General features: G+C 55.4%; 21 protein-coding genes. 8 read left to right on the top strand and 13 right to left on the bottom strand.

What is annotated here, in order from left to right:
- Window positions 1–125: 125 nt before the first annotated feature.
- On the bottom strand, window positions 126–1,193 hold the full coding sequence (locus ACPUC8_RS19360; protein ID WP_494927084.1) for an SDR family oxidoreductase: 1,068 nt from the start codon (window positions 1,191–1,193) through the stop codon (window positions 126–128).
- Between the two features lie 100 nt (window positions 1,194–1,293).
- Here ACPUC8_RS19360 and ACPUC8_RS19355 point away from each other — a divergent pair, with 100 nt between their 5' ends.
- Window positions 1,294–2,196 (top strand): LysR family transcriptional regulator, encoded by a 903-nt coding sequence (locus ACPUC8_RS19355; protein ID WP_039337161.1) that lies wholly within the window; start codon window positions 1,294–1,296, stop codon window positions 2,194–2,196.
- A 35-nt stretch (window positions 2,197–2,231) separates the two neighbouring features.
- Here the strand turns inward: ACPUC8_RS19355 and ACPUC8_RS19350 are convergent, their stop codons facing one another.
- From ACPUC8_RS19350 to ACPUC8_RS19325, 6 genes are read right to left on the bottom strand one after another with little or no spacing between them, the layout of a single operon-like run.
- Window positions 2,232–2,882 (bottom strand): methionine ABC transporter permease, encoded by a 651-nt coding sequence (locus ACPUC8_RS19350; RefSeq protein WP_039337163.1) that lies wholly within the window; start codon window positions 2,880–2,882, stop codon window positions 2,232–2,234.
- Window positions 2,866–3,966: a methionine ABC transporter ATP-binding protein gene (locus ACPUC8_RS19345; protein WP_494927083.1), complete on the bottom strand. Its 1,101-nt coding sequence runs from the start codon at window positions 3,964–3,966 to the stop codon at window positions 2,866–2,868. Before ACPUC8_RS19345 ends, ACPUC8_RS19350 begins: the two co-directional genes overlap by 17 nt.
- A gap of 2 nt (window positions 3,967–3,968) precedes the next feature.
- Window positions 3,969–4,769: a MetQ/NlpA family ABC transporter substrate-binding protein gene (locus ACPUC8_RS19340; RefSeq protein WP_494927082.1), complete on the bottom strand. Its 801-nt coding sequence runs from the start codon at window positions 4,767–4,769 to the stop codon at window positions 3,969–3,971.
- 19 nt (window positions 4,770–4,788) lie between these two features.
- On the bottom strand, window positions 4,789–6,150 hold the full coding sequence (locus ACPUC8_RS19335; RefSeq protein WP_494927081.1) for an LLM class flavin-dependent oxidoreductase: 1,362 nt from the start codon (window positions 6,148–6,150) through the stop codon (window positions 4,789–4,791).
- Window positions 6,147–7,349 carry an SfnB family sulfur acquisition oxidoreductase gene (locus ACPUC8_RS19330; protein WP_494927080.1) on the bottom strand — a complete coding sequence of 401 codons (1,203 nt, stop codon included), beginning with the start codon at window positions 7,347–7,349 and terminating at the stop codon, window positions 6,147–6,149. The genes ACPUC8_RS19335 and ACPUC8_RS19330 overlap by 4 nt, the downstream gene beginning before the upstream one ends.
- Before the next feature lie 9 nt (window positions 7,350–7,358).
- Window positions 7,359–8,570, bottom strand: a complete 1,212-nt coding sequence (locus tag ACPUC8_RS19325) for an SfnB family sulfur acquisition oxidoreductase (protein ID WP_494927079.1) — start codon at window positions 8,568–8,570, stop codon at window positions 7,359–7,361.
- A 411-nt stretch (window positions 8,571–8,981) separates the two neighbouring features.
- On the opposite strand from ACPUC8_RS19325, the gene ACPUC8_RS19320 reads away from it, so the two are divergent.
- Window positions 8,982–10,376: an amidase gene (locus tag ACPUC8_RS19320; RefSeq protein ID WP_494927078.1), complete on the top strand. Its 1,395-nt coding sequence runs from the start codon at window positions 8,982–8,984 to the stop codon at window positions 10,374–10,376.
- A 117-nt stretch (window positions 10,377–10,493) separates the two neighbouring features.
- Window positions 10,494–11,429 carry a helix-turn-helix domain-containing protein gene (locus ACPUC8_RS19315; RefSeq protein ID WP_039337176.1) on the top strand — a complete coding sequence of 312 codons (936 nt, stop codon included), beginning with the start codon at window positions 10,494–10,496 and terminating at the stop codon, window positions 11,427–11,429.
- 7 nt (window positions 11,430–11,436) lie between these two features.
- Here ACPUC8_RS19315 and ACPUC8_RS19310 read toward each other — a convergent pair whose 3' ends face one another.
- From ACPUC8_RS19310 to ACPUC8_RS19285, 6 genes are all read right to left on the bottom strand, one after another.
- Window positions 11,437–12,024, bottom strand: a complete 588-nt coding sequence (locus ACPUC8_RS19310) for an ANTAR domain-containing response regulator (protein ID WP_039337178.1) — start codon at window positions 12,022–12,024, stop codon at window positions 11,437–11,439.
- 148 nt (window positions 12,025–12,172) lie between these two features.
- Window positions 12,173–12,877, bottom strand: coding sequence for an ABC transporter ATP-binding protein (locus ACPUC8_RS19305; RefSeq protein ID WP_039337180.1), 705 nt, complete (start codon window positions 12,875–12,877; stop codon window positions 12,173–12,175).
- Entirely contained in the window at window positions 12,870–13,601 is a 732-nt protein-coding gene (locus ACPUC8_RS19300; protein WP_058973154.1) for an ATP-binding cassette domain-containing protein, read from the bottom strand. Before ACPUC8_RS19300 ends, ACPUC8_RS19305 begins: the two co-directional genes overlap by 8 nt.
- Window positions 13,598–14,626 (bottom strand): branched-chain amino acid ABC transporter permease, encoded by a 1,029-nt coding sequence (locus tag ACPUC8_RS19295; protein WP_494927077.1) that lies wholly within the window; start codon window positions 14,624–14,626, stop codon window positions 13,598–13,600. The genes ACPUC8_RS19300 and ACPUC8_RS19295 overlap by 4 nt, the downstream gene beginning before the upstream one ends.
- Complete coding sequence (locus ACPUC8_RS19290) at window positions 14,626–15,495, bottom strand: branched-chain amino acid ABC transporter permease (protein WP_494927076.1); 870 nt, start codon at window positions 15,493–15,495, stop codon at window positions 14,626–14,628. The genes ACPUC8_RS19295 and ACPUC8_RS19290 overlap by 1 nt, the downstream gene beginning before the upstream one ends.
- Before the next feature lie 12 nt (window positions 15,496–15,507).
- Window positions 15,508–16,743: an urea ABC transporter substrate-binding protein gene (locus ACPUC8_RS19285; protein WP_494927075.1), complete on the bottom strand. Its 1,236-nt coding sequence runs from the start codon at window positions 16,741–16,743 to the stop codon at window positions 15,508–15,510.
- Between the two features lie 419 nt (window positions 16,744–17,162).
- On the opposite strand from ACPUC8_RS19285, the gene nthA reads away from it, so the two are divergent.
- Genes nthA through ACPUC8_RS19260 form a run of 5 tightly spaced genes read left to right on the top strand, consistent with a single transcriptional unit; the run spans window position 17,163 to window position 19,892 of the window.
- Entirely contained in the window at window positions 17,163–17,747 is a 585-nt protein-coding gene (gene nthA, locus ACPUC8_RS19280) for a nitrile hydratase subunit alpha (RefSeq protein ID WP_494927074.1), read from the top strand.
- A gap of 13 nt (window positions 17,748–17,760) precedes the next feature.
- Complete coding sequence (locus ACPUC8_RS19275) at window positions 17,761–18,063, top strand: SH3-like domain-containing protein (RefSeq protein WP_052206269.1); 303 nt, start codon at window positions 17,761–17,763, stop codon at window positions 18,061–18,063.
- A gap of 9 nt (window positions 18,064–18,072) precedes the next feature.
- Complete coding sequence (locus ACPUC8_RS19270) at window positions 18,073–18,441, top strand: SH3-like domain-containing protein (protein ID WP_494927073.1); 369 nt, start codon at window positions 18,073–18,075, stop codon at window positions 18,439–18,441.
- Window positions 18,434–18,889, top strand: coding sequence for a nitrile hydratase accessory protein (locus tag ACPUC8_RS19265; RefSeq protein ID WP_494927072.1), 456 nt, complete (start codon window positions 18,434–18,436; stop codon window positions 18,887–18,889). The genes ACPUC8_RS19270 and ACPUC8_RS19265 overlap by 8 nt, the downstream gene beginning before the upstream one ends.
- A gap of 13 nt (window positions 18,890–18,902) precedes the next feature.
- On the top strand, window positions 18,903–19,892 hold the full coding sequence (locus ACPUC8_RS19260) for a HoxN/HupN/NixA family nickel/cobalt transporter (protein WP_494927071.1): 990 nt from the start codon (window positions 18,903–18,905) through the stop codon (window positions 19,890–19,892).
- Window positions 19,893–19,994: the final 102 nt, after the last annotated feature.

Genomic DNA, 19,994 nt, shown 5'->3' with positions numbered 1-19,994 from the left:
TCTCAGTCCAGGGCATAGTGAGTCTCCTCTGCTATGCCAATTTATAACTGTTACCCATGTGCCCGGTCTAAAGTGTTACCCATGTGCCCGGTTTGCACCTTCATGCGCACCAGCAACAAAAAGCCTTACTGTGGAATGATTTTTTCCGCTTTCAGCTTATCGAACAGCGTAATAAACGAATCCTGCGTGGCACGGTAGCCAGTGAAACCCGCTTTCCGGCTTTTGCTCATATCCGTAAAGGCTTCCATTGGGCGTCCCAAATCGGCATCGGTGTGCCACCAGGAAGCCAGTTTATTAATGTCAGACTCACGCAGGTGCTCGCGTGCAGCAATCTCACGCCATGCGTCTGCTGCATCTTGCATACGCCCCTCCAGTGGCATCATCTGCGCGGGGTATGCCGCAGCTTCAACACCGAAATAGGCCGCCAGCCGCGGCCACAGCCAGTTCCAGCGGAACACATCACCGTTAACCGCGTTGAAGTCCTGATTGGCGGCTTCATCCGCTGTCGCGGCCCACAACAGTTGTTCGGCCAGCAAACCGGCATCGGTCACATCGGCTAAGCCGTTCCACTGTTCTGGCGAGCCAGGGAAAATAAAGGGCCAACCCTTCTCACGGCACAGCGTGGCATACACCGCCAGGGTCTGCCCCATGTTCATGGCATTGCCTAACGCATAACCAATAATGGTATGCGGACGATGCACGCTCCAGCGGTAGTCATACTTTTCGGCCCCTGCAAACACCTCATCTTCCTGCGCGTAATAGAAATTATCGACAGGTTGACGTCCTTGTTCTTCACGGAACGGCGTAACGGGCACCGCGCCTTTGCCGTAAGCTTCGAATGGCCCCAGGTAGTGTTTGAGTCCCGTGACCAGTGCGACATGCGCGCCGTTTAATCGTTCGCCCAACGCTTCGATCACATTGCGCACCATGCCACCGTTCACACGAATATTCTCTTTTTCATTTTCCTGACGTGACCACACGCTAAAGAACAGTGCATCGGGTTTCTCCTGCGCCAGTACCGCGCGCACGGCATCAGCATCGGTGATATCGGCAGTAAGGCTGCGGCAACCCTCAGGGATCGCGCCGCGCCCACGCGATAACCCCGTGACCTGCCAGCCTTCTCGTTGCAGTTTCTCTGCCAATGCGCGACCAATCACACCGCTGATGCCAACAATTAACGCCTGCTTTTGCATTTCAATTCTCCTCAGTTTCAGTAATCATTAGCCTAATGCAGAATTGAATTCCTATCTCTGGCTTTAATTCACATCATTCATAACCTGGATTCACGAATCAATGCACGATCAGCGCCTGAAAGACATCGTTCCCTTTGTTGCTAGTGTGGAAAGCGGAAGCTTTGCGGCGGCGGCAGAGCGTCTGCATCTGACCGGTTCGGCCGTCAGCAAAAGCGTCACCCGGCTGGAGTCGCGCCTGGGTTCGCGTCTGCTGGAGCGCACCACCCGCAGCCTCAAACTGACGGATGCCGGTAACGCCTATTATCAAACCTGCTTGCGCATTATGGAGGAGTTGGCCGAAGCGGAAGCCGTGTTGGCGGCACAGCGTACCATTCCTTCCGGACGGCTGCGTGTGGCGGTCCCCAACACCTATGGCCGTTTAGGCGTGATGCCGGTCTTGATCCCCTTTTGCCAACAGCATCCGGAGTTGGAACTGAATCTTACTTTCTCCGATCGCTTTATCGATCTTTTTGATGAAGGAATTGATGTTGCGGTTCGTATTGGCGGCTCGCCAGATGTGCCCGCCTCTTTAGGGTGTCGTCAGATGGGTCGCGAACGCATGGTGTTTTGCGCCTCACCCGGCTATTTAGCGCGAGCGGGACGCCCGAGCAGCGAAAGCGAACTGTTACAGCATCAGGCCATCATGTATGAGCGTGTGGATGGCAGCACCAAACCCTGGCTGTTCACCACCGCCGACGGGCATCCACACTGGCGTAACGTGCCACACCGCATGGCGCTGGGTGATGTGGACGCACAGGTGCAAGCGTTATGTGGTGGATTAGGGGTGGCGCAAATGCCGTCATGGCTAGTGCGAGAGCCGCTGGCCCGTGGTGAACTAGAGATTATCCTGCCCGAACAGCAGCCTGATGGCCTGGCGCTGACCCTGATTTGGCCACGCCGTAAACAGCTGTTACCGAAGGTAGACGCGTTGTTGACAGCGTTGGAGGGATTACAGATTCGGTGAAAAAAGCGCAATGAATTGCGCGATTTTCCCCATCATCAGCGGTGATTCAATCGCCGCGACAGCCGGTCGCCGAAAAATTGCAGCACCGTCACTAACGCCACCAGCACCACAATCACGGTCAGCATCACCTGCATATCAAAGCGCTGATAGCCATAACGATAGGCAAGATCGCCCAGACCACCGGCACCAATAGCACCGGCCATCGCCGAGGCATTGATCATCGTCACCAGCGTAATGGTAAAACCGCTGACAATGCCGGGTCGCGCCTCGGGTAACAATACATGCCAGACAATATGCCAGCGATGAAACCCCATCGCCTGTGCTGCCTCGGTTAAGCCTTTATCCACTTCACGCAAACTGACTTCAGCGATGCGGGCGAAGAACGGCGTGGCCGCTAACGTCAGTGGCACCACGGCGGCCCAAACGCCGTAGGTGGTCCCGACAATCCAGCGGGTAAACGGGATCAACGCCACCATCAGAATCAAAAACGGAATCGAGCGGAACAGATTCACCACCCATCCCAGCACACGGTTGAGCAGCGGATTAGGAAACAGATCGCCGCGTCCTGTCACCACCAAAATCACCGCCATGGGCAAGCCCAGCGCCAACGCTAAGAGCGATGACACTCCCACCATCAGCAAGGTATCCAGCAACCCGGTCCATAAACGATCAATAGTCAGTGACATAGCCTACAACCTCCCGTTGATCTGACTGTGTGGCCAACAGGTCAAGCGCCTGCGAAGCATCATGTTGTGCATCCAGTAAAAGCAACATCTGGCCAATAGGCTTGCGATCAACCCACTCCACCGCGCTGTAGATCAAGGTTAACGCTCCCGGCACGCGTGCACTGATGGCCGCCAAATCCGGTTGCGCCCCCTGTCCGTTGTAGCGCAGCCGCAGCAGCACCCGTGAATCTGCGCGCCGACGCGTGTTGGATAACAGCGCCTGCAGCCCCTCCGGCAGCGCACTAAACTGCGGATTGAGCAGTTGCCGCGTGGTGTCCTGTTGAGGATTGCTGTACACCTGCCACACCGGTCCACGTTCAATGATTTCGCCCTGGTCGATCACCGCCACCTGATGACAGAGATCGTGCACCACATCCATCTCATGGGTGATCAACACGATGGTGATATGCCGCTGCTGATTGATGGTCTTCAGCAATGCCAAAATCGCGCGCGTAGTTTCTGGATCAAGCGCCGATGTCGCCTCATCACACAGCAGCAACTCCGGGTCATGCACCAACGCACGCGCAATGCCGACACGCTGCTTCTGCCCGCCGGAAAGTTGCGCGGGCCAGGCATGCTGGCGTTCCTCCAGCCCCACCAGCGCCAGCAGTTCATCGACTTTTTGCCTGCGTTGCGGTGCAGCCACACCCGCCACTTTCAGCGGCAACTCAATGTTTTCCCGCACCGTTTTCGCCGACAACAAGTTGAAGTGCTGAAAGATCATACCAGTGCGCCGCCGCCACGCGACCAACTCGTGATCCGGCAAACGGCTAAGATCGATGCCATCAATCACTACCGAACCTTGAGAGGGATTTTCCAGCCGATTGAGGCAGCGGATTAACGTCGATTTGCCCGCCCCGCTGCGGCCGATAATGCCGAAGATCTCACCGCGTTTAACCTGCAAATCAACCTCTTTAAGCGCCTCCCGGGTCTGCCCGGCATAGCGTTTACTCAACCCCTTAATCTGGACGTGCACCTTGCCGGGTGCGTCCTGTCGAGGTGTTAACAGCGCATCATGCTCGCCAGGCAACGTCAGGCTAACCATGGTTACTGGCTCCAACCCGGCTGATACAGCTTGCCGTAGAAATAATCCAGTTTGGCGCGCACTACCGGTGAATGCTGATAAATATCAACAAACTTTTTCAGTCGCGGATCATCCTGATGCCCCTCACGAATCACAAACTGGATCACATATTCAGGATGTTCGAGACCATCAAATAACAGAGCACTGTTGGGATCGATGGTTTTCGACAGGCGCAGATAGTGCGGATACCCTTGCGCTAAATCGACCTCATCCAGCGACCGCGATAACTGTACCGCCTCCACCTCAATGATCTTCAGGTGTTTGGGATTGCTGGCGATATCATCCACAGTGGATTTCAACCCAGCGCCCGGCTTGAGGGTGATCAGCCTGGCTTTCTGTAACAGCAGCAGTCCCCGCGCACCGTTAATCGGATCGTTGGCAATCGCGACCGTTCCGCCATCGGGGATCTGGTCAAGGGCGGTGTGCTTTTTCGAATAAAGACCGATGTTGTTGATGATGGCTGGTGCATAGGGCACAAGGTGGAAACCGCCCTGCTGATTGGCGTTCTCCAGGAAGGGTTTATGCTGGAACAGGTTAACGTCGATATCACCGTTTTCTACGCTGACATTCGGCGCAGTCCAGTCAGTAAATTCCACCAACTGAACCTCCAGTCCCTGCTTTTTGGCTTCGGCGACGGCGGTTTCCAGCGGGGGCGCGAAAGCAGCGGTGGTGCCCACTTTCAGCGGGCCGCTGTAATCGTTGGCGGCGAAAACACTGCTGGTCAACATCGCGGCACTGAGAATCAATAGTTGTGCAATTTTCATGTAAATCCCTGAGGTTAAATTAACGAATATGATTAGCCAGCCGCCAGCGTGCCGCCGGATGGCGAGCGGGCAGACGGTCTTGCTGCTGGAAAATTTTTTGTCTTAAGCTGCCCGGTTGATAGGCGGTTTTATAGCGACCGCGCTGTTGTAATTCCGGCACCACCAGATCGATAAAATCGCGGTAGCTTTGCGGATTCAGGATGCGTGTCAGGTTAAAGCCATCAATGTCACCTTCATCGATCCACTGGATCAACGCATCCGCGACCTGTGCAGGATTGCCCACAATCAACGGGTAACGACTCCCCATCGCGTGCTGCTCCAGCAAGCGGCGGCGCGTCCAGCCACTAAAGGCTTTGCTGACGGATTCGATGGCGCGGGTATCACCGCTCTGGATCGGTTCATCTAATCCAAAAGCGGCCAGATCGAGACCAATCGAGCTGGAGAAGTGAGCGATACCCGCTTCCGGGCTGGCGTATTCGAGATAGCTGCGATGCTTCTCCTGCGCTTCGCGTTCGGTCGGTGCCACAATCACGCTGACGCCCATAAAAATGCGCAGATCGTCAGCACGGCGCCCTGCCGCGACGGCAGCCTGACGCAGACGCTGAGACTGCTCGCGCATCGCAGCAGGTGAAGCGGCATTCACGAACGAGCACTCGGCATGACGCGCGGCAAACTGTATGCCTCGCGCCGATGACCCCGCCTGGAACAGCAGCGGCGTGCGTTGCGGTGAGGGGCTGCTCAGGTGATAGCCCTGCACCTGATAAAACTCACCCTGATGATTGATCGCGTGGATTTTGCTGGCATCGGCATACTGGCGTTTTGCCTTATCGGCTTGCAGCGCATCATCCTGCCAACTGCCTTCCCACAGTTGGTAAGCCACATCCAAAAACTCATCGGCCTGGTCATAGCGGCGGTCGTGCGCCTGCAACTGTTGCTGCCCCATGGCGCGCGCCGCACTGTCGAGATAACCGGTGACGATATTCCAGCCAATACGGCCTTGAGTAAGATGATCGAGCGTAGAGAAGCGGCGCGCGAAAGGATACGGCGCTTCATAGCTCAGGTTGGCGGTGACACCAAAGCCCAGATGCTGTGTGACGCTGGCCATGCCCGAGATCAGCATCAGCGGGTCGTTAACCGGTAATTGAATCGACTCACTCGCCGTCAAGCCAATCCCCTGCTGGTAGACATCGTACACACCCAGAATGTCGGCAATAAACATCCCATCAAACAGGCCGCGCTCCAGCAACCGTGCCAGATCCAGCCAGTAGGAGAGTGAGTTGAAATCCACCGAGCGATCCTGCGGATGCGTCCACATACCGTGATGAATATGTCCAACACAGTTCATGTTGAACGCGTTGAGCAATATCTGCTTCTGACTCATATCGTCCCCCGGCGCGGCGGCAGCACACCGTTAAGCAAATAGTTGCCGATGGCTGGATATTTCCAGCGCAAGGGGTCGTGCAAAGTGTGGGTGCGCGCATTCCGCCAATGGCGATCGAAATGGTGTTCCCGCAAGCTGGCTCGCGAACCGCCCAGCTCAAACAGTAGGTTTCCGGCTTCCAGCGAGATTTCAGTGGTCCAGGCGCGTGCTTTCGCCACTTCTACTGACGCCTGCGCCACGTTTGCCGCACTGCTGTCGCGCTGCGCAGTGTCTACTGCCTCTCCGGCCATCGCCAGCAGTGCATCTCCTGCACTCAGCCGTGCCGCCAGCCGACCAATACGATCCAGCGTTAATGGGTCTTCACTGGCGTGCGCGACTCCGCTATCTGGCCACGGACGCGCACGTTCCCGCACAAACACCAACAGGTCATTGAAGGCTTCGCGGGCGATACCTTGATCGACCGCCGCATGCATAATCTGGGCAAATGGACCGACGGTGGTGGGTCGTTCAAAAGCACTTTGGAACGGCACCACATCCTCAGCAACAACTTCGACATCCCGGAACTGCACGCTACCGCTACCGGTGGTGCGCTGGCCGAAGCCGCTCCAGTCATCAATCACCGTCACGCCCGCCTGATGACGCGGCACGAACACCAGTTGCTCTTTGCCGTCGTCGGCCAGTGCCAGAGTCGGAATACGATCGGCGAACAGCGCCCCGGTGGCGTAAAACTTGTCGCCGTTGAGGCGCAGCCCTTCAGGATGCTGCACCACAGCGGTTGAACGTTGATGTGCCGCTGGTGAACTGAATTCAGCCAGTGCATTGCCCAAATGTACCCCGGCCAGCACTTCGGCATATAAGCGCTGCTTCTGTGCTTCACTGCCGTTAATACGCAGGACTTCCAGCGCATAAAAATGGTTCTGCGGAACCTGACCAATTGAACCGTCTGCCGCACTGAGTACCACGAATATTTCGGCTAAGGCAGCGGTAGAGAGCGCAATACCCCCATACTCACACGGCACGGTAATGGCACCGAGGCCCGACTGAAAATAACGTTGCAACTCCGCGTGCGGTAACGTGCGCTGATGATCGCGCTGTGCTGCACCGCTGCGATAAAGCGATGCCAGTTCTTGTGCCACCTGCAAAGCCTGTGGCGCACTGGTGATGCGCAGGGCTTGCTGTTTCGGGAAAACCTGGGTCATAGCCGCTCCTTAAATCCACGCGTGACGCGCAGGGTGCTCACCGTTGAGGTAGAAATTCCCGATGGCATGCGTTTTCCAGCGGACAGGATCGTGCAGCGTGTGCGTCCGCGCATTACGCCAGTGGCGATCAAGGCCATGACGCAGCAGCGTGGCGCGGCTGCCACCCCATTCGAGGAGCTTCTCGCTGGCACGCAGGGCAATCTCAGTGGTGAGCACTTTGGCTTCGGCAACCGCAATTGACGCCTGTGCGCAGTTTTCGGCAGTGAGCGCGCGCGGGTCGATGCTGTCGAGCACCCGTGCGGCACGCACGAGCAGCGCGTTGGCCGCACTGAGTTCGGTGCTGATCCGCCCAACGTCAGCGAGGATGTAAGGATCATCAGCATTGCGGCTGACGCCCGCATCCACCCACGGACGCGAACTGCTGCGGACAAATTCCAGCGCTTCATCCAGCGCACCTTGTGCAATACCGGCGTCAATCGCTGCCTGTATCAATTGGGAGACGGCACCGCGCAGCGTGGGCTTTTCAGACGCAGGCAATGGCATCGTCAGCGTGTTATCAATCAACACCTGTTGTAGTTTCACCGTGCCGCTGGCGGTGGTGCGCTGCCCGATTCCTGACCAGTCATCGACGATCTCTACTCCCTCGGCAGGCAGCGGGATAAACGCCATCACCGATTGTTCCCCGTCAATCGCGGTGGTGACAAGAATGTCCGCGAACAATGCCCCCGTGGAGTAAAACTTCTCTCCCGTCAGCACCTTGCCACGTGACGTTGTCACGATAGTGGCCTGTACATCCCGCGTATGTTTGCTGTTTTTCTCCGGCCCGCCGTTGCCAAGACGCTGCCCACTGACCACCGCGCTGAGCAGCTGCTGTTGCTGCTGAGGTGTGCCTTCACCGAGGATAAACTGGATTAAACCAAAGTGATTTTGCGGAATTTGGCCCAGTGAGGGATCGCTGGCAGAGATCAGTCGAAAGACTTCCGCCAGGGTCTGGAATGACAATCCCGCCCCGCCGAACTGGTGGGGCACGCTGATACTGCCCAGCCCCAATTGCGTGAACTGATTCAACAGTTCCAACGGGTAAATACGTTGTTGATCGCGCTCTACCGCGCCAGCCTTCGCTTGTTCAGCAATATGGCGTGCGGCAGCCAGAGCATCCGCATCGCTGGCCAGTACTACGGCGCGCGGATTGGCATAATGATTATTTTGCGTCATGGTCATTTTCACTTTTTTACGGCGCAGTGAATAACAAGCCCGCATGAAGTTAATCAGCGAACTGGGGCATAAATAACGAATTGAAAGGGATGATAATCAGCAGGAATAAATCTAGTAAATAGCGTGGTTATGCTATATCCGGCAATCGGTTTCTGTTTATTGGCTAAATAACATTAACCTCAGACCAGCACAGGCATCACGCGAGATAAATAAATAAAAACGCACAGCAAATTCTTAATATCAAATAACGCAATCGATAGAGGAAAATAGCATTCCTCTCTTATTCCACGCCGCTGGCACATCTGGCACAGCATCTGTCCGCTTTAACACAGCCGGTTAAACGTGAGTGATTTACGTTGTTGATCAACACATTGTCTGCTCAACCGCAGCCCGTCTTTCACCGGAGGTAACGTCGCGATGAACAACCTGCATTACAAAAGCTTGCTGGAAATTGGACGCCTGATTCAATCTGGCGACATCACCTCAGTTGCCGTCACCGAAGCATTGCTGACGCGCATCGACACCCTGGACAGCGACTTACATAGTTATTTCTATGTGATGCGCGACAGCGCGCTAAAACAGGCGACAGAAGCCGATGCGGAAATTGCAGCAGGTAAGCTGCGTGGCCCGTTGCATGGCGTCCCGATTGCGTTGAAAGATCTGATCTGGACCAAAGATGCCCCCACCAGCCACGGGATGATCATTCATAAAGATCGCTACCCGACAGAAGACTCAACGGTGGTCGATCGCTTCCGCGCTGCAGGTGCGGTGATTCTGGGTAAACTCACCCAGACCGAAAGCGCCTTTGCCGATCATCATCCAGAAATTACCCGGCCGAATAACCCGTGGGGCAGCGCGCTCTGGACCGGGGTCTCCTCCAGCGGTTCCGGTGTCGCGACGGCTGCGGGCCTGTGCTATGGCTCCATCGGTACCGATACCGGCGGTTCTATCCGCTTTCCCTCCAATGCCAATGGTCTCACCGGCATCAAACCCACCTGGAGCCGTGTGACGCGCCATGGTGCGTGTGAACTGGCCGCTTCGCTCGATCATATCGGGCCAATGGCACGCTCCGCCGCCGATGCCGCAGCCATGCTGCAAGCGATTGCAGGACGTGATGATAAAGATCCCACCTCCAGCAGTGAGCCGGTGCCGGATTATCTGGCTTTGATGACGCGCGGAATCAGTAAGATGCGCATCGGTATCGATAAAGCCTGGGCGCTGGAAAAAGTCGATGCTGACACACGCGCCGCGCTCGAGTCCGCCATGGTGACCCTGACCTCACTGGGTGCAACCCTGGTGGAGATCACCATCCCGGATACCGAGAAAGCGGCGGCAGAGTGGAGCGCGCTCTGCGCGGTGGAAACCGCCTTAGCGCATGAAGACACCTATCCCGCGCAAAAAGATCAGTACGGTCCAGGGCTTTCTGGCTTGCTGGATCTGGGACATCAAGTGACCGCACTGGAGTATCAGCGTTTGCTGTTAAGTCGTGCGGCGCTGCGTGGCGATATCTCGGCGCTGTTCAGTCAGGTTGATTTAATCCTCGCTCCTGCCACCGCCTATGCCGGACTTACCTGGGACACCATGACCCGTTTTGGTACCGATCAGGCACTGTTTAACGGCGTGCTGCGCTATACCAGTGCATTTGATGCCAGCGGACACCCCACCATTACCTTGCCCTGTGGCATGACCGCCGCCGGTGCGCCCATTGGTTTCCAGTTAGTCGCCGCGCATTTTGATGAAACCGCCATGATTCAAGGCGCCTGGGCTTTCCAGCAGGTCACTGACTGGCATAAAAAACATCCCGCCCTTTAACCCTTCTCGCCAGCCCGCACCGATACCCCGGTGCGGCTTCACCACCCTTTTATGGCCTGATAATTGCTTAATTTGTGGTGATTTCGCCCTTTTTCGCCAAGTTTAGGGGACGTAGCTATGAAAGAAAATTTCACCACGGATCATTTAGACAATCGTCATCGCTTTGATGCCTGGCGCGATGCGGTCTGTTCACGCTTAATCAAAGCCGAAGCCCGACAGGTACAATCCGGCGCGTTTTCCGGCAGTTTTGGCTATTCGATGCTAGGACACGTTGATATTGCGCATCATGTTTCGCAAACCGCCCTGGTGTGGCAACGCACGCCAGAGTGTATCCGTCGCCATCCTAACCATGACTTTTACCTGGGATACGTGCGTTCTGGGCACGGCACCTTGCGCCAGAACGATAATCAGTCCCGTGTTAGCGCCGGTGATGTGGTGATTTACGATGCCGCCACGCCGTTTGATTTCGCCATGGAAAACGTGGCCATCAATATTGTGCATTTGCCACGTCAGATGATTGAGAAAGAGGCACCGGCGATTGCCAAACTGGCAGGAAAAACGCTGGACCTCAGCCGCCCCGGCATGACCTCGCTGAAGCAACTACTGCAGGAGGCGTTTATCTTTAACGCCGAATGTGAAAACCCGTTCCTTGCAGAGCAGTTCGCCAACACGTTGATCAATATGATTTCGGTGAGTGTGAATCTGCAGAAAGGTGATGACGCCTTGAAACCGGATCTCTATTCACGGGTGGTGAGCTATTTGCGGCAAAACTTGCAGGAGGCCGATTTATCGATGGTGCAGATCGCCAACGCCCACCATGTTTCTCCGCGCACCATCAGCCGGGTTTTTGCAGCGCACGGGACGACCCCGATGAATTTTGTCTGGCAGGAGCGTCTTCTGGCGTGTCGTAAAGCGTTGGCTGAGGGGAAAGCCCGCAACATCACTCAAGTGGCACTCGATCATGGTTTTAGCGATATGTCGCACTTCAGTCTGGCATTCCGCAAAGCCTTTGGTTACACCCCCAGCAGCTTGCTGCGCCAGACCGAGAGCTGATGCCCGACTATTTCTGCAACTGATTGATCACACGTTCAGCAGTGAATTCCAGACTGCTGCGCGTGTTCATCGCCTCTGTGCGCATAAAGCGATACGCGCCTGACTCATCCAAACCAAAGGTTTGCATTAGTACCCCTTTTGCCTGTGCCAGTCGGTCATGCCTCAGCTGACGCTGCTGACGTGCTGACAGTTCAATGCGCAATTGCGCGCTCTGCTGTGCGGCCTGCCAGGTTCCAATCATCTGCACAATCAACGCAAAAGGGTTGAGGTCGCGTTCAGCGATGGCGCTGGGTTGAAGCTGCAATAGCAGCGGAAACAGGCGCGCATCCTGGCAATTTGCCAGCGCAATCACGGGAGTATGGTGCTGTTTCAGGGATTTGAATAAGCGGATCAGTGGTGTCTGATGCTGCGATTCAATCGCCACCAGAAGCAGTTGTGTACCTGCAGGCACGTCCGCTTCAGGTGGCCAACTATGCTGCGCCTGGCATCCCAGCTGCGTCAGCGAGGCGCAAAACGCCCGCACGCTCTGAGAATCAGGATGGAAAATATGCAGCCGAACGCCAGAGAGTGTTGCCAGCAGTGATTGCTCGTTCATGTTTCACCTGTATGCCACCTGATAAGGGAAGCATCACAGTAGAGCAGTCCCGTTTGATCTGCTGTGTTGTTACAGTCGGGTGCTGTGTCGGTAGGGACAGAGTGCGAGCGGATGCCCACACTTTGTCCCGCTTCCGCCTAAAGACAATCTAAGCATGAAAACCCAAAAACTGTTCCGCGACGCTGGCGCTGGGCTGCGTGCGCGGATCAATCTGCTGCACGATCTGCCCCTTCTCAATCACATGGATCCGATCCGACAGGGCGTAGAGAAATTCAATATCCTGCTCCACCAAAATAATCGAAATATCCATTTCATGGCGCAGCCGCTGCAAGGTTTCGATGATCTCCTCGCAAATGTTGGGTTGTATCCCTTCCGTTGGCTCATCCAACAGCACCAGTTGGGGTTGCCCACACAGGCAGCGCGCCAGGGCCAGCAGTTGCTGTTCGCCGCCTGACAACGCCCCGCCCGGTTGCGCCAGCAAACGTTTAAGCCTGGGGAAAATCTCCAGCATCTGCTCGATAATCTGCCCGGCACGGGAAAAATGCTTCACACAGCCCATACGCAAATTCTCTTCCACCGTCAGCAGCGGGAAAATCTGCCGCCCTTGCGGCACAAAGCCAATACCGGCCGCCGCCCGCTGATGCGCCTGATAGCGAGTGATATCGATGCCGTTCAGCGCAATCGAACCCTGCCATGCTGGCAGCTCCCCCATTATCGTGCGCAATAAAGTGGTTTTCCCCATGCCATTGCGGCCCAGCACGCCGGTAAAGGATTTCGCGCCGACAAACAACTCGGACAGGTGCAAAACCGGAATTTTGTTGTAGCCCGAGACCATCTCTTTTATTTCAAGCATGTTTAATCTCCAGATTGCCGAGATACGCCTCTTTGACCAATGGATTCTGCGTCACCTCGCGGAAACTCCCCTCCGCCAGCACCGCGCCCTGATTAAACACCGTGACCTGCTGTGCAATCATGCTGATGAACTCCATGTCATGCTCCACCACCACCACCGTGCTCTGTTGGTTGATGGCTTTAATCAGTTGTGCAGTTTTACGCACTTCCTGATGCGTCATACCCGCTGCGGGTTCATCCAGCAACACCAGTTGCGGGCGGGAAATCAGGATCATCCCCAGCTCCACCCACTGACGCTGACCGTGTGCCAACTCCGAAAGCACGGCATCCTGTAGATCCAGCAAACCGATATCCACCAGCACCCGATCAATCGCCTGTGGCAATTCCGCCTTGTTCAGTTTGTTCGCCGCCGCCTGCCAGAGGTTTTCCCGCACGCTTAATCCTTCGAACACGCTCGGTACTTGGGTCTTAATGCCAATCCCCAGCCGGGCAATATCCCAGGGGCGCTTGCCCGAAATCACCTGATCGCGGTAACGGCACTCACCCCGCGTGGGCGTCACCTGACCACTGAGCATTTTAAAGAAAGTGCTTTTGCCCGCGCCGTTGGGGCCAATCAGGCAGCGCAGCTCGCCTTCATGTAACGTGAAATCTACCTCTTTCACCGCATGCACGCCACCAAAGCTGACGCCCATTTTGCGCGTTTCCAATAAGATGTTTGCCGTCATTGTTTTACCTCACTTACCTGCGCCGCACGCGTCGTCGCCATGGGGCGCTTACTCCGCCACAGTCGTTGCAGCGTCGGCAAAATGCCGCCGGGGATCAGCAGAACAAACACTGCCAGAATCACACCAAGCACCAGGTTAACGTCAACGGTTTGCTGCGCGCCCAGGCGCGTCACCATCCACTGCAACAGCACACAGCTGATCACCGGACCGACCAACGTGCCGCGTCCGCCAACAATCACCCAAATGATGATCTGCGCCGACTGGCTGATGCTGAACACGCCGGGGCTGACAAACGCGCCCCAGTTGACATAAAGACATCCCGCCAGACCGGCAATCGCCGCCCCGATAGCAAAGGTGCCCAGCTTGTGGGCGGGCACGTTATAGCCAAGAAGACCCGCGCGCTGTTCGTTTTCACGAATCGCCACCACCGTTTTGCCAAAACGACTCAGCAGCACGAACTTCAGTAGCGCGTAACACAGCGCCAACGCCCCGGCAGTCACCATAAAGATCGCTTCCGGTGAGAGGATTGCATCCGGCTGGAACGGCATGTTAAGTGTTGGCACCGAGGGTATGCCGTTAAAGCCGCCCAGCAGCGCGTCGCCAATGTGATATTCACTGCCGGAGGTCGAGTTCACCCAGTTGAATAACACCAGACTCACCGCCAGGGTGATCGCCCCAAGATAGACGTCGCTGACGCCACCATAAAAAATCACGTAGCCCAGCAACAGCGAGAACAGAGTTGGCAGCAGAATCGCCATTACTACCGCCCAGGTAGAATCCCCCCAGTTAATGGCGCACACCGCGTAGGTATAGGCACCCAGGCCAAAAAAGGCCGCCTGCCCAAAACAGAGGATCCCGCCATAACCCCAGATAAACGCCAGGCTCAAAGACAGTAGTCCCATCACCAAAAACACCGTAATCGACAGCAAGGTATACAGCTCAATGGCGCCAGAGAGCCACAGCGCCACGAATACAAACGCCAGGGCACCCAATAAGATGCGCATTTTTTCCGGTAACAGTTTCATTACAGCGATCTCCTGAAGAAGCGCCCGGTGATGCCCTGCGGTAACAGACGAAGCAGAACAATGGCGCTCAATAGCAGCGCCACCGCGCCAAACACCGGAGTGGAGAGATAGGTCACCAGTTGCGAGATGGTGCCAAACAGTGCAGAAGAGGAGAGCGTGCCAGCGATGATCGCGCTGCCACCACCAATCACGGTGATAAAGGCTTTGGCGATAAAGCTCACGCCGATCGTCGGAATCACGCCGGTGATGGGGGCCAGTAGTGCGCCACCCAACCCCGAAAGTGCGGCACCCAACCCAAAGGTTAAACTGTAGATTTTGCCGGGATTACTGCCCAACGCTGCGGCCATCCGCGCGTTCTGCATGGTGGCGCGGGCGCACAGCCCCAGCGTGGTAAAACGCAGTAGCAGCCACAGGGCCGTCACCAGACAGAGCGCAAACACAATCATAAACAGCGAGTAGCCGCTGGTACTGTAGCTGCCTACGCTCACGCTGGGCAGCGGAGAACTGATGCCCAGCGTGGTGTTGCCAAACAGCATGGTGGCCGCGCCAATCAGAGCCAGGCTTAGGCCCCACGTCGCCAGCATGGTGTCGATCATGCGGCCATACAGATGACGAATGATGACGCGCTCAATCACCATACCGAAAACGCCAACGCTGATCGGTGCAATCACCAGCATCGAAATCCAGATCGGTACGCCAAAGTGGTTAGTTGCCATGATGGCGCTGTAGCCACCCAGCATCATAAATTCACCGTGCGCCATGTTGACGATTTTCATCATGCCAAACACCACCGCCAGACCCAGACTCATGATCACCAGCACCGCGATGGCGTTGAGCACCTCAATGCCGTAGATAATCGACAGATCCATAAATGACTCCTGTTACAGCTCGATCTGATACTGTTTGGTATCACGCGGATTTTTCTTCAAATCGCACACCATGGCGGTATCAACCGGGGCTTGATCGGTGAAGGTTTCGAGGATCTTCATCTGGTGGTTCTCCACCTCGGCGATATGCACATCCAGTGAACAGTGGTGCGTGGCGGGGTCGACGGTTAATTTACCGCTCGGTGAGGTCAACGTGACTCCCGACTCCAGCGCTTCAATCACCTTCATGCGATCGATATCCCCGGCTTTACGCACCCCTTCGGCCCAAATCAGCATGCCCTGATAAGCCCCCATCGCCAGATCGCTGATGTAGATGTCGCCGTAACGCGCATGGAATTTGTCCACGAAGGCTTTGTTTTCTGCCGACGGGATCTCCTGCATGTAGTTCGCCGCCACCAGAATGCCGTTGCTCTCCTCCGGTGACAGGATGATATGTTCATTGCCACCACCGAACACCGTGGACGCAATCGGGATCTTGCCGCTCATCCCCGCCGCGTGCCACTGGCGATAAAACGAGATATGTGCGCCGCCCACCAAGGCTGACCACACCATATCGGGTTTGGCGCTCTGGATTTTGGAAATCGCCGCGCCAAAGTCGGTGACGTCGAGCGGGAAAAACTCCACCGTCATCACTTCACCGCCGTTGTCATGTACCGACTTTTTCACCCATGACGAAACGATCTGCCCGTAGTTGTAATCGGCGGCCAGCACATAGACTTTTTTGCCCCACTTTTTCATCGCATAAGGCACCAGCTTTTCCACCGTTTGTGCCGGTGTGGAGCCGGATGAGAAGTAGTTGCGGTCACATACGCCGCCTTCGTACTGCGCAGGATAGAAGTAGAGTGAGCGGAAACGATCCAACACCGGGCGAATCACTTCGCGTGATGCAGAAGTAATCCCGCCATGCACCACCGCCACTTTGTCCTTCAACGCGGCCTGTTGCGCGTATTGTGCATAGAGTTGCATGTTGGACTGCGCATCATAGTTGATGATTTGCAGCGGTCGGCCTAACAACCCACCGGCAGCATTGATCTCTTCGGCTGCCAGATTGATCGCGTCCGACATCGGTTTACCGTAAATATCCAGGCCACCCGAAAGGTCGAGAATACTCGCCACTTTGATGGCATCTTTACTGTCGGCGGCAAACGTCAATTTTGGGGCTACACCCGCCGCTAAACCCAACGCTGAAACGGCTGATCCCTGAAGAAAAGAACGACGACTAATAGCCATAGCACCCTCGCAATGAAGTTAAAGTAAATAACAGATATGGGAATGAGAAACAGAAGAGAACGACAGACAGCGTTGTCTGCAAAGTGCGAGAAAAGAGCCACGACACTGGGGCTTGTAATTTAGATTAGCAATAAGTGGGCCAGATTTAAGGTTTGCAATGATATTTAAGCTAAAGTCAGTCCGAAGGCCGCACCCTACATCTTTTTGCACACTTTAATTTCACGACCAATATTAACCCCACCTGGATAAATGCACTTCAAAATAGCAATCAGCACTATTTAAGTGCAAAGAGAGTGAGCCACCACACCTGTCCGATATAACACAGCAGATGGCAATATCAACAAAGAGTTAATTATCAAATTAGTTAACGTCATTAGCGCTGGCTGTTTTTCCACTCACTTAAATATTGAGGAGTCGCTATGTCGGACCATTCGGTATTACCCGCTGATGCCGCATTGAAAATTCGGGCTATCCAGTCGCTGTTGGCAGAAAAAGGGTTTCTGAGCCAGGAGGTGACGGATACTATCGTGGACTATTTTGAGACCAAAGTCGGCCCACGCAACGGTGCGCAGGTGGTCGCCAAAGCCTGGCGCGATCCCGAATTTAAGGCCCGCCTGCTGGCTAATGGCCGCGATGCCGTGAATGAATTAGGTTTCTCCGGTTTCGAAGGTGCCACCCTGCATGTGCTGGAGAACACTGCCAGCGTGCATAACGTGGTGGTGTGTACGCTCTGCTCTTGTTATCCCTGGCCGGTACTCGGCCTGCCGCCGATCTGGTTTAAATCAACGCCCTATCGTTCACGCGTGGTGATCGATCCGCGCGGCGTACTGGCCGAATTCGGCACCGATATTCCCGCCAACAAAGAGATTCGCGTGTGGGACAGCAACGCCGAGATTCGATATTTCGTGCTGCCGGAACCACCCGCCGACTGCGAAGGGTTAAACGAAACCGAACTGGCCGCGCGGGTCACGCGCGATTCAATGATTGGTACGCGTCTTCTTTAAACGGAGCATAGCCATGAATAATATCCATGATTGCGGCGGCATGCAGAATTTAGGCCCAATAGACATTGAAGCAGACGAACCTAATTTTCACAGCGATTGGGAAAAAGATATTTTCGCCACCACGCTGGTGTTTTTTATGAGCGGAAAAATCGTGCTTGATGATTTTCGTTACGAGATAGAGAAGATGACGGTGACGGAATATCTGCAATCCAGTTATTACGAACACTGGCTGTTCGCGATTGAACAATTAATGTGTAAGACCGGTGTCTTCACCGAGCAGGAATTACAACAGCGTCTCGCCGAACTCTCCGCCTGAGGACACAAGATGAATACATATACCCCACAGGGTTATCTTGATTTAATTACCACCCCTCCTAACTATCATCGCCCGGTCGAGGTCGCGCCTGAATACCAGCCTGGCGATACCATCATGACGCACAACTTGAATCCGCTGAGTCATACCCGTCTGCCCCGCTACGCGCGCGGTAAGAAAGGAGTGATTGTTGAGAATTACGGCGCCTGTGTTTTCCCTGACACACTGGTCGCCGAACAGCAGGAAAAGCCGCAATACGTTTATCTGGTCAAATTCAGCGCCAGCGAGTTGTGGGGGGAAACCCATGAGAATTTCAGCGTCCATCTCAGCGTCTGGGCCGATTATATTCAGGGCAAAATCGAGGATGCGCCACATGGATGAATTAAACGCCATCATTGCTCAAGTCAGCGAAGCCGATCCGGCCTTTGCCCAGCCCTGGGAAGCGGATGCTTTTGTGATTGCTGTTGCCCTGTCACAGCGCGGTTATTTTAGTTGGCCGCAATGGGTAGAACAATTTGCCAGCGAGATCCGCACGGCCCCACAGCGCAGCGATGAAAGCGCGCACACCGCCTACTATCGCCAATGGTTGAGCTGTCTGGAAAAAATGCTGTCACAACACCAGTTGATCACGGTGTCGGAACTGTTGATGCGTGAAGATCAGTGGCGTCAGGCATTCCTCAACACCCCACACGGCAGCCCGGTAGAGTTAGCCGCCGCGGCATGCCCACCCGACCATCCACACCATCATGAACACCACCACCACCATGATCATCATCACGACGCGCAGCCCGTTATTGAACCCCTGAGCGTGTTTGCCGCCCTGAGCTGATGAAGGAGCTTGCATGAAAGTGCTGAGTAACAAGCAAAAAGGCGGTGCGGTGATTGGCGGTGCGCTGCTGTTTAATCTGCTGGTGATCGGGACCGCCCTGGTCACTTTTCAACACTCACCCGCTGCTTTAAGCGTGGCGCTGCTTGCCTACCTGTTTGGTTTGCGGCATGCCGTTGACGCCGACCACATCGCCGCCATCGACAATGCCACGCGCAAGTTAAGTAATGAAGGCAAAAGCCCTTTTACCGCAGGCATGTGGTTTTCACTAGGCCATGCCTCAGTGGTGTTGGTTGCCTGTCTGATCTTTGCCTTAACCACTCAACCGTTGCAGCAGATGTTTCCCGGTGTGAAAGAGATTGGCGGCATGGTCAGCACGCTGATCTCAGGCGCTTTTTTACTGCTGCTCGCCTGGGCCAACAGCCGGACCCTGTGGCAATGCTTTAAAAAACGCCAGTGGCTACTGCAGGGCCATACCGCGTTGCAGCCCGATGAAGGTCATCATCATGGGGTATTGACCCGACTGTGCGCGCCGCTGTTCCGCATGGTGAGCAAGAGTCATCACTTGTTCCTGATCGGTTTTCTGTTCGGCATCGGCTTTGATACGGCGACCGAAGTGGCGATTTTTGGCATGTCCGCCAACCACGCCGCAGGCGGTGAGGCTATGCTACACATCATGCTAATGCCACTGTTGTTTACCGCAGGCATGATGTTGATCGACACGACCGACGGCGTGATGATGTTGAAGCTGTACCGCTGGTCGCAGTTTGATCCGCTGCGCAGCGTTAATTACACCATCGCCATCTCCTCACTGTCGATCATCGTGGCCTTCGCCATTGGGTGTTACGAGGTCTCGACGGTGTTGCAATTGAATATCCTGCTTTCACCCGCACTGGATGGCGTGATGGAAGCGGTCATCAGTCAGATGGGTTGGGTGCTGATCGCCAGTTCAATTGGCGTGTGGCTGCTGTTTTCGCAGCGTGCCCGGCGGCGAGACGTCGCTTAAAAGATTGATTGTCATGCTGGGGCACATATTCTTGTGCCCCATTCACTAAACTCTCCTCTCCACCGAAGGTGTTAATGAAGAATCACCTTCGCGACCAAGAAT

This window comes from Pantoea sp. CFCC18177 (assembly GCF_059412425.1).
Note: the sequence above shows the minus strand (reverse complement) of the source record. Positions and strands in the feature narration are given on the sequence as shown.

Coding starts and splice junctions, on each gene's coding strand:
- ACPUC8_RS19360 (WP_494927084.1), bottom strand. CDS start 1,193: ATGCAAAAGCAGGCGTTAATTGTTGGCATCAGCGGTGTGATTGGTCGC.
- ACPUC8_RS19355 (WP_039337161.1), top strand. CDS start 1,294: ATGCACGATCAGCGCCTGAAAGACATCGTTCCCTTTGTTGCTAGTGTG.
- ACPUC8_RS19350 (WP_039337163.1), bottom strand. CDS start 2,882: ATGTCACTGACTATTGATCGTTTATGGACCGGGTTGCTGGATACCTTG.
- ACPUC8_RS19345 (WP_494927083.1), bottom strand. CDS start 3,966: ATGGTTAGCCTGACGTTGCCTGGCGAGCATGATGCGCTGTTAACACCT.
- ACPUC8_RS19340 (WP_494927082.1), bottom strand. CDS start 4,769: ATGAAAATTGCACAACTATTGATTCTCAGTGCCGCGATGTTGACCAGC.
- ACPUC8_RS19335 (WP_494927081.1), bottom strand. CDS start 6,150: ATGAGTCAGAAGCAGATATTGCTCAACGCGTTCAACATGAACTGTGTT.
- ACPUC8_RS19330 (WP_494927080.1), bottom strand. CDS start 7,349: ATGACCCAGGTTTTCCCGAAACAGCAAGCCCTGCGCATCACCAGTGCG.
- ACPUC8_RS19325 (WP_494927079.1), bottom strand. CDS start 8,570: ATGACCATGACGCAAAATAATCATTATGCCAATCCGCGCGCCGTAGTA.
- ACPUC8_RS19320 (WP_494927078.1), top strand. CDS start 8,982: ATGAACAACCTGCATTACAAAAGCTTGCTGGAAATTGGACGCCTGATT.
- ACPUC8_RS19315 (WP_039337176.1), top strand. CDS start 10,494: ATGAAAGAAAATTTCACCACGGATCATTTAGACAATCGTCATCGCTTT.
- ACPUC8_RS19310 (WP_039337178.1), bottom strand. CDS start 12,024: ATGAACGAGCAATCACTGCTGGCAACACTCTCTGGCGTTCGGCTGCAT.
- ACPUC8_RS19305 (WP_039337180.1), bottom strand. CDS start 12,877: ATGCTTGAAATAAAAGAGATGGTCTCGGGCTACAACAAAATTCCGGTT.
- ACPUC8_RS19300 (WP_058973154.1), bottom strand. CDS start 13,601: ATGACGGCAAACATCTTATTGGAAACGCGCAAAATGGGCGTCAGCTTT.
- ACPUC8_RS19295 (WP_494927077.1), bottom strand. CDS start 14,626: ATGAAACTGTTACCGGAAAAAATGCGCATCTTATTGGGTGCCCTGGCG.
- ACPUC8_RS19290 (WP_494927076.1), bottom strand. CDS start 15,495: ATGGATCTGTCGATTATCTACGGCATTGAGGTGCTCAACGCCATCGCG.
- ACPUC8_RS19285 (WP_494927075.1), bottom strand. CDS start 16,743: ATGGCTATTAGTCGTCGTTCTTTTCTTCAGGGATCAGCCGTTTCAGCG.
- nthA (WP_494927074.1), top strand. CDS start 17,163: ATGTCGGACCATTCGGTATTACCCGCTGATGCCGCATTGAAAATTCGG.
- ACPUC8_RS19275 (WP_052206269.1), top strand. CDS start 17,761: ATGAATAATATCCATGATTGCGGCGGCATGCAGAATTTAGGCCCAATA.
- ACPUC8_RS19270 (WP_494927073.1), top strand. CDS start 18,073: ATGAATACATATACCCCACAGGGTTATCTTGATTTAATTACCACCCCT.
- ACPUC8_RS19265 (WP_494927072.1), top strand. CDS start 18,434: ATGGATGAATTAAACGCCATCATTGCTCAAGTCAGCGAAGCCGATCCG.
- ACPUC8_RS19260 (WP_494927071.1), top strand. CDS start 18,903: ATGAAAGTGCTGAGTAACAAGCAAAAAGGCGGTGCGGTGATTGGCGGT.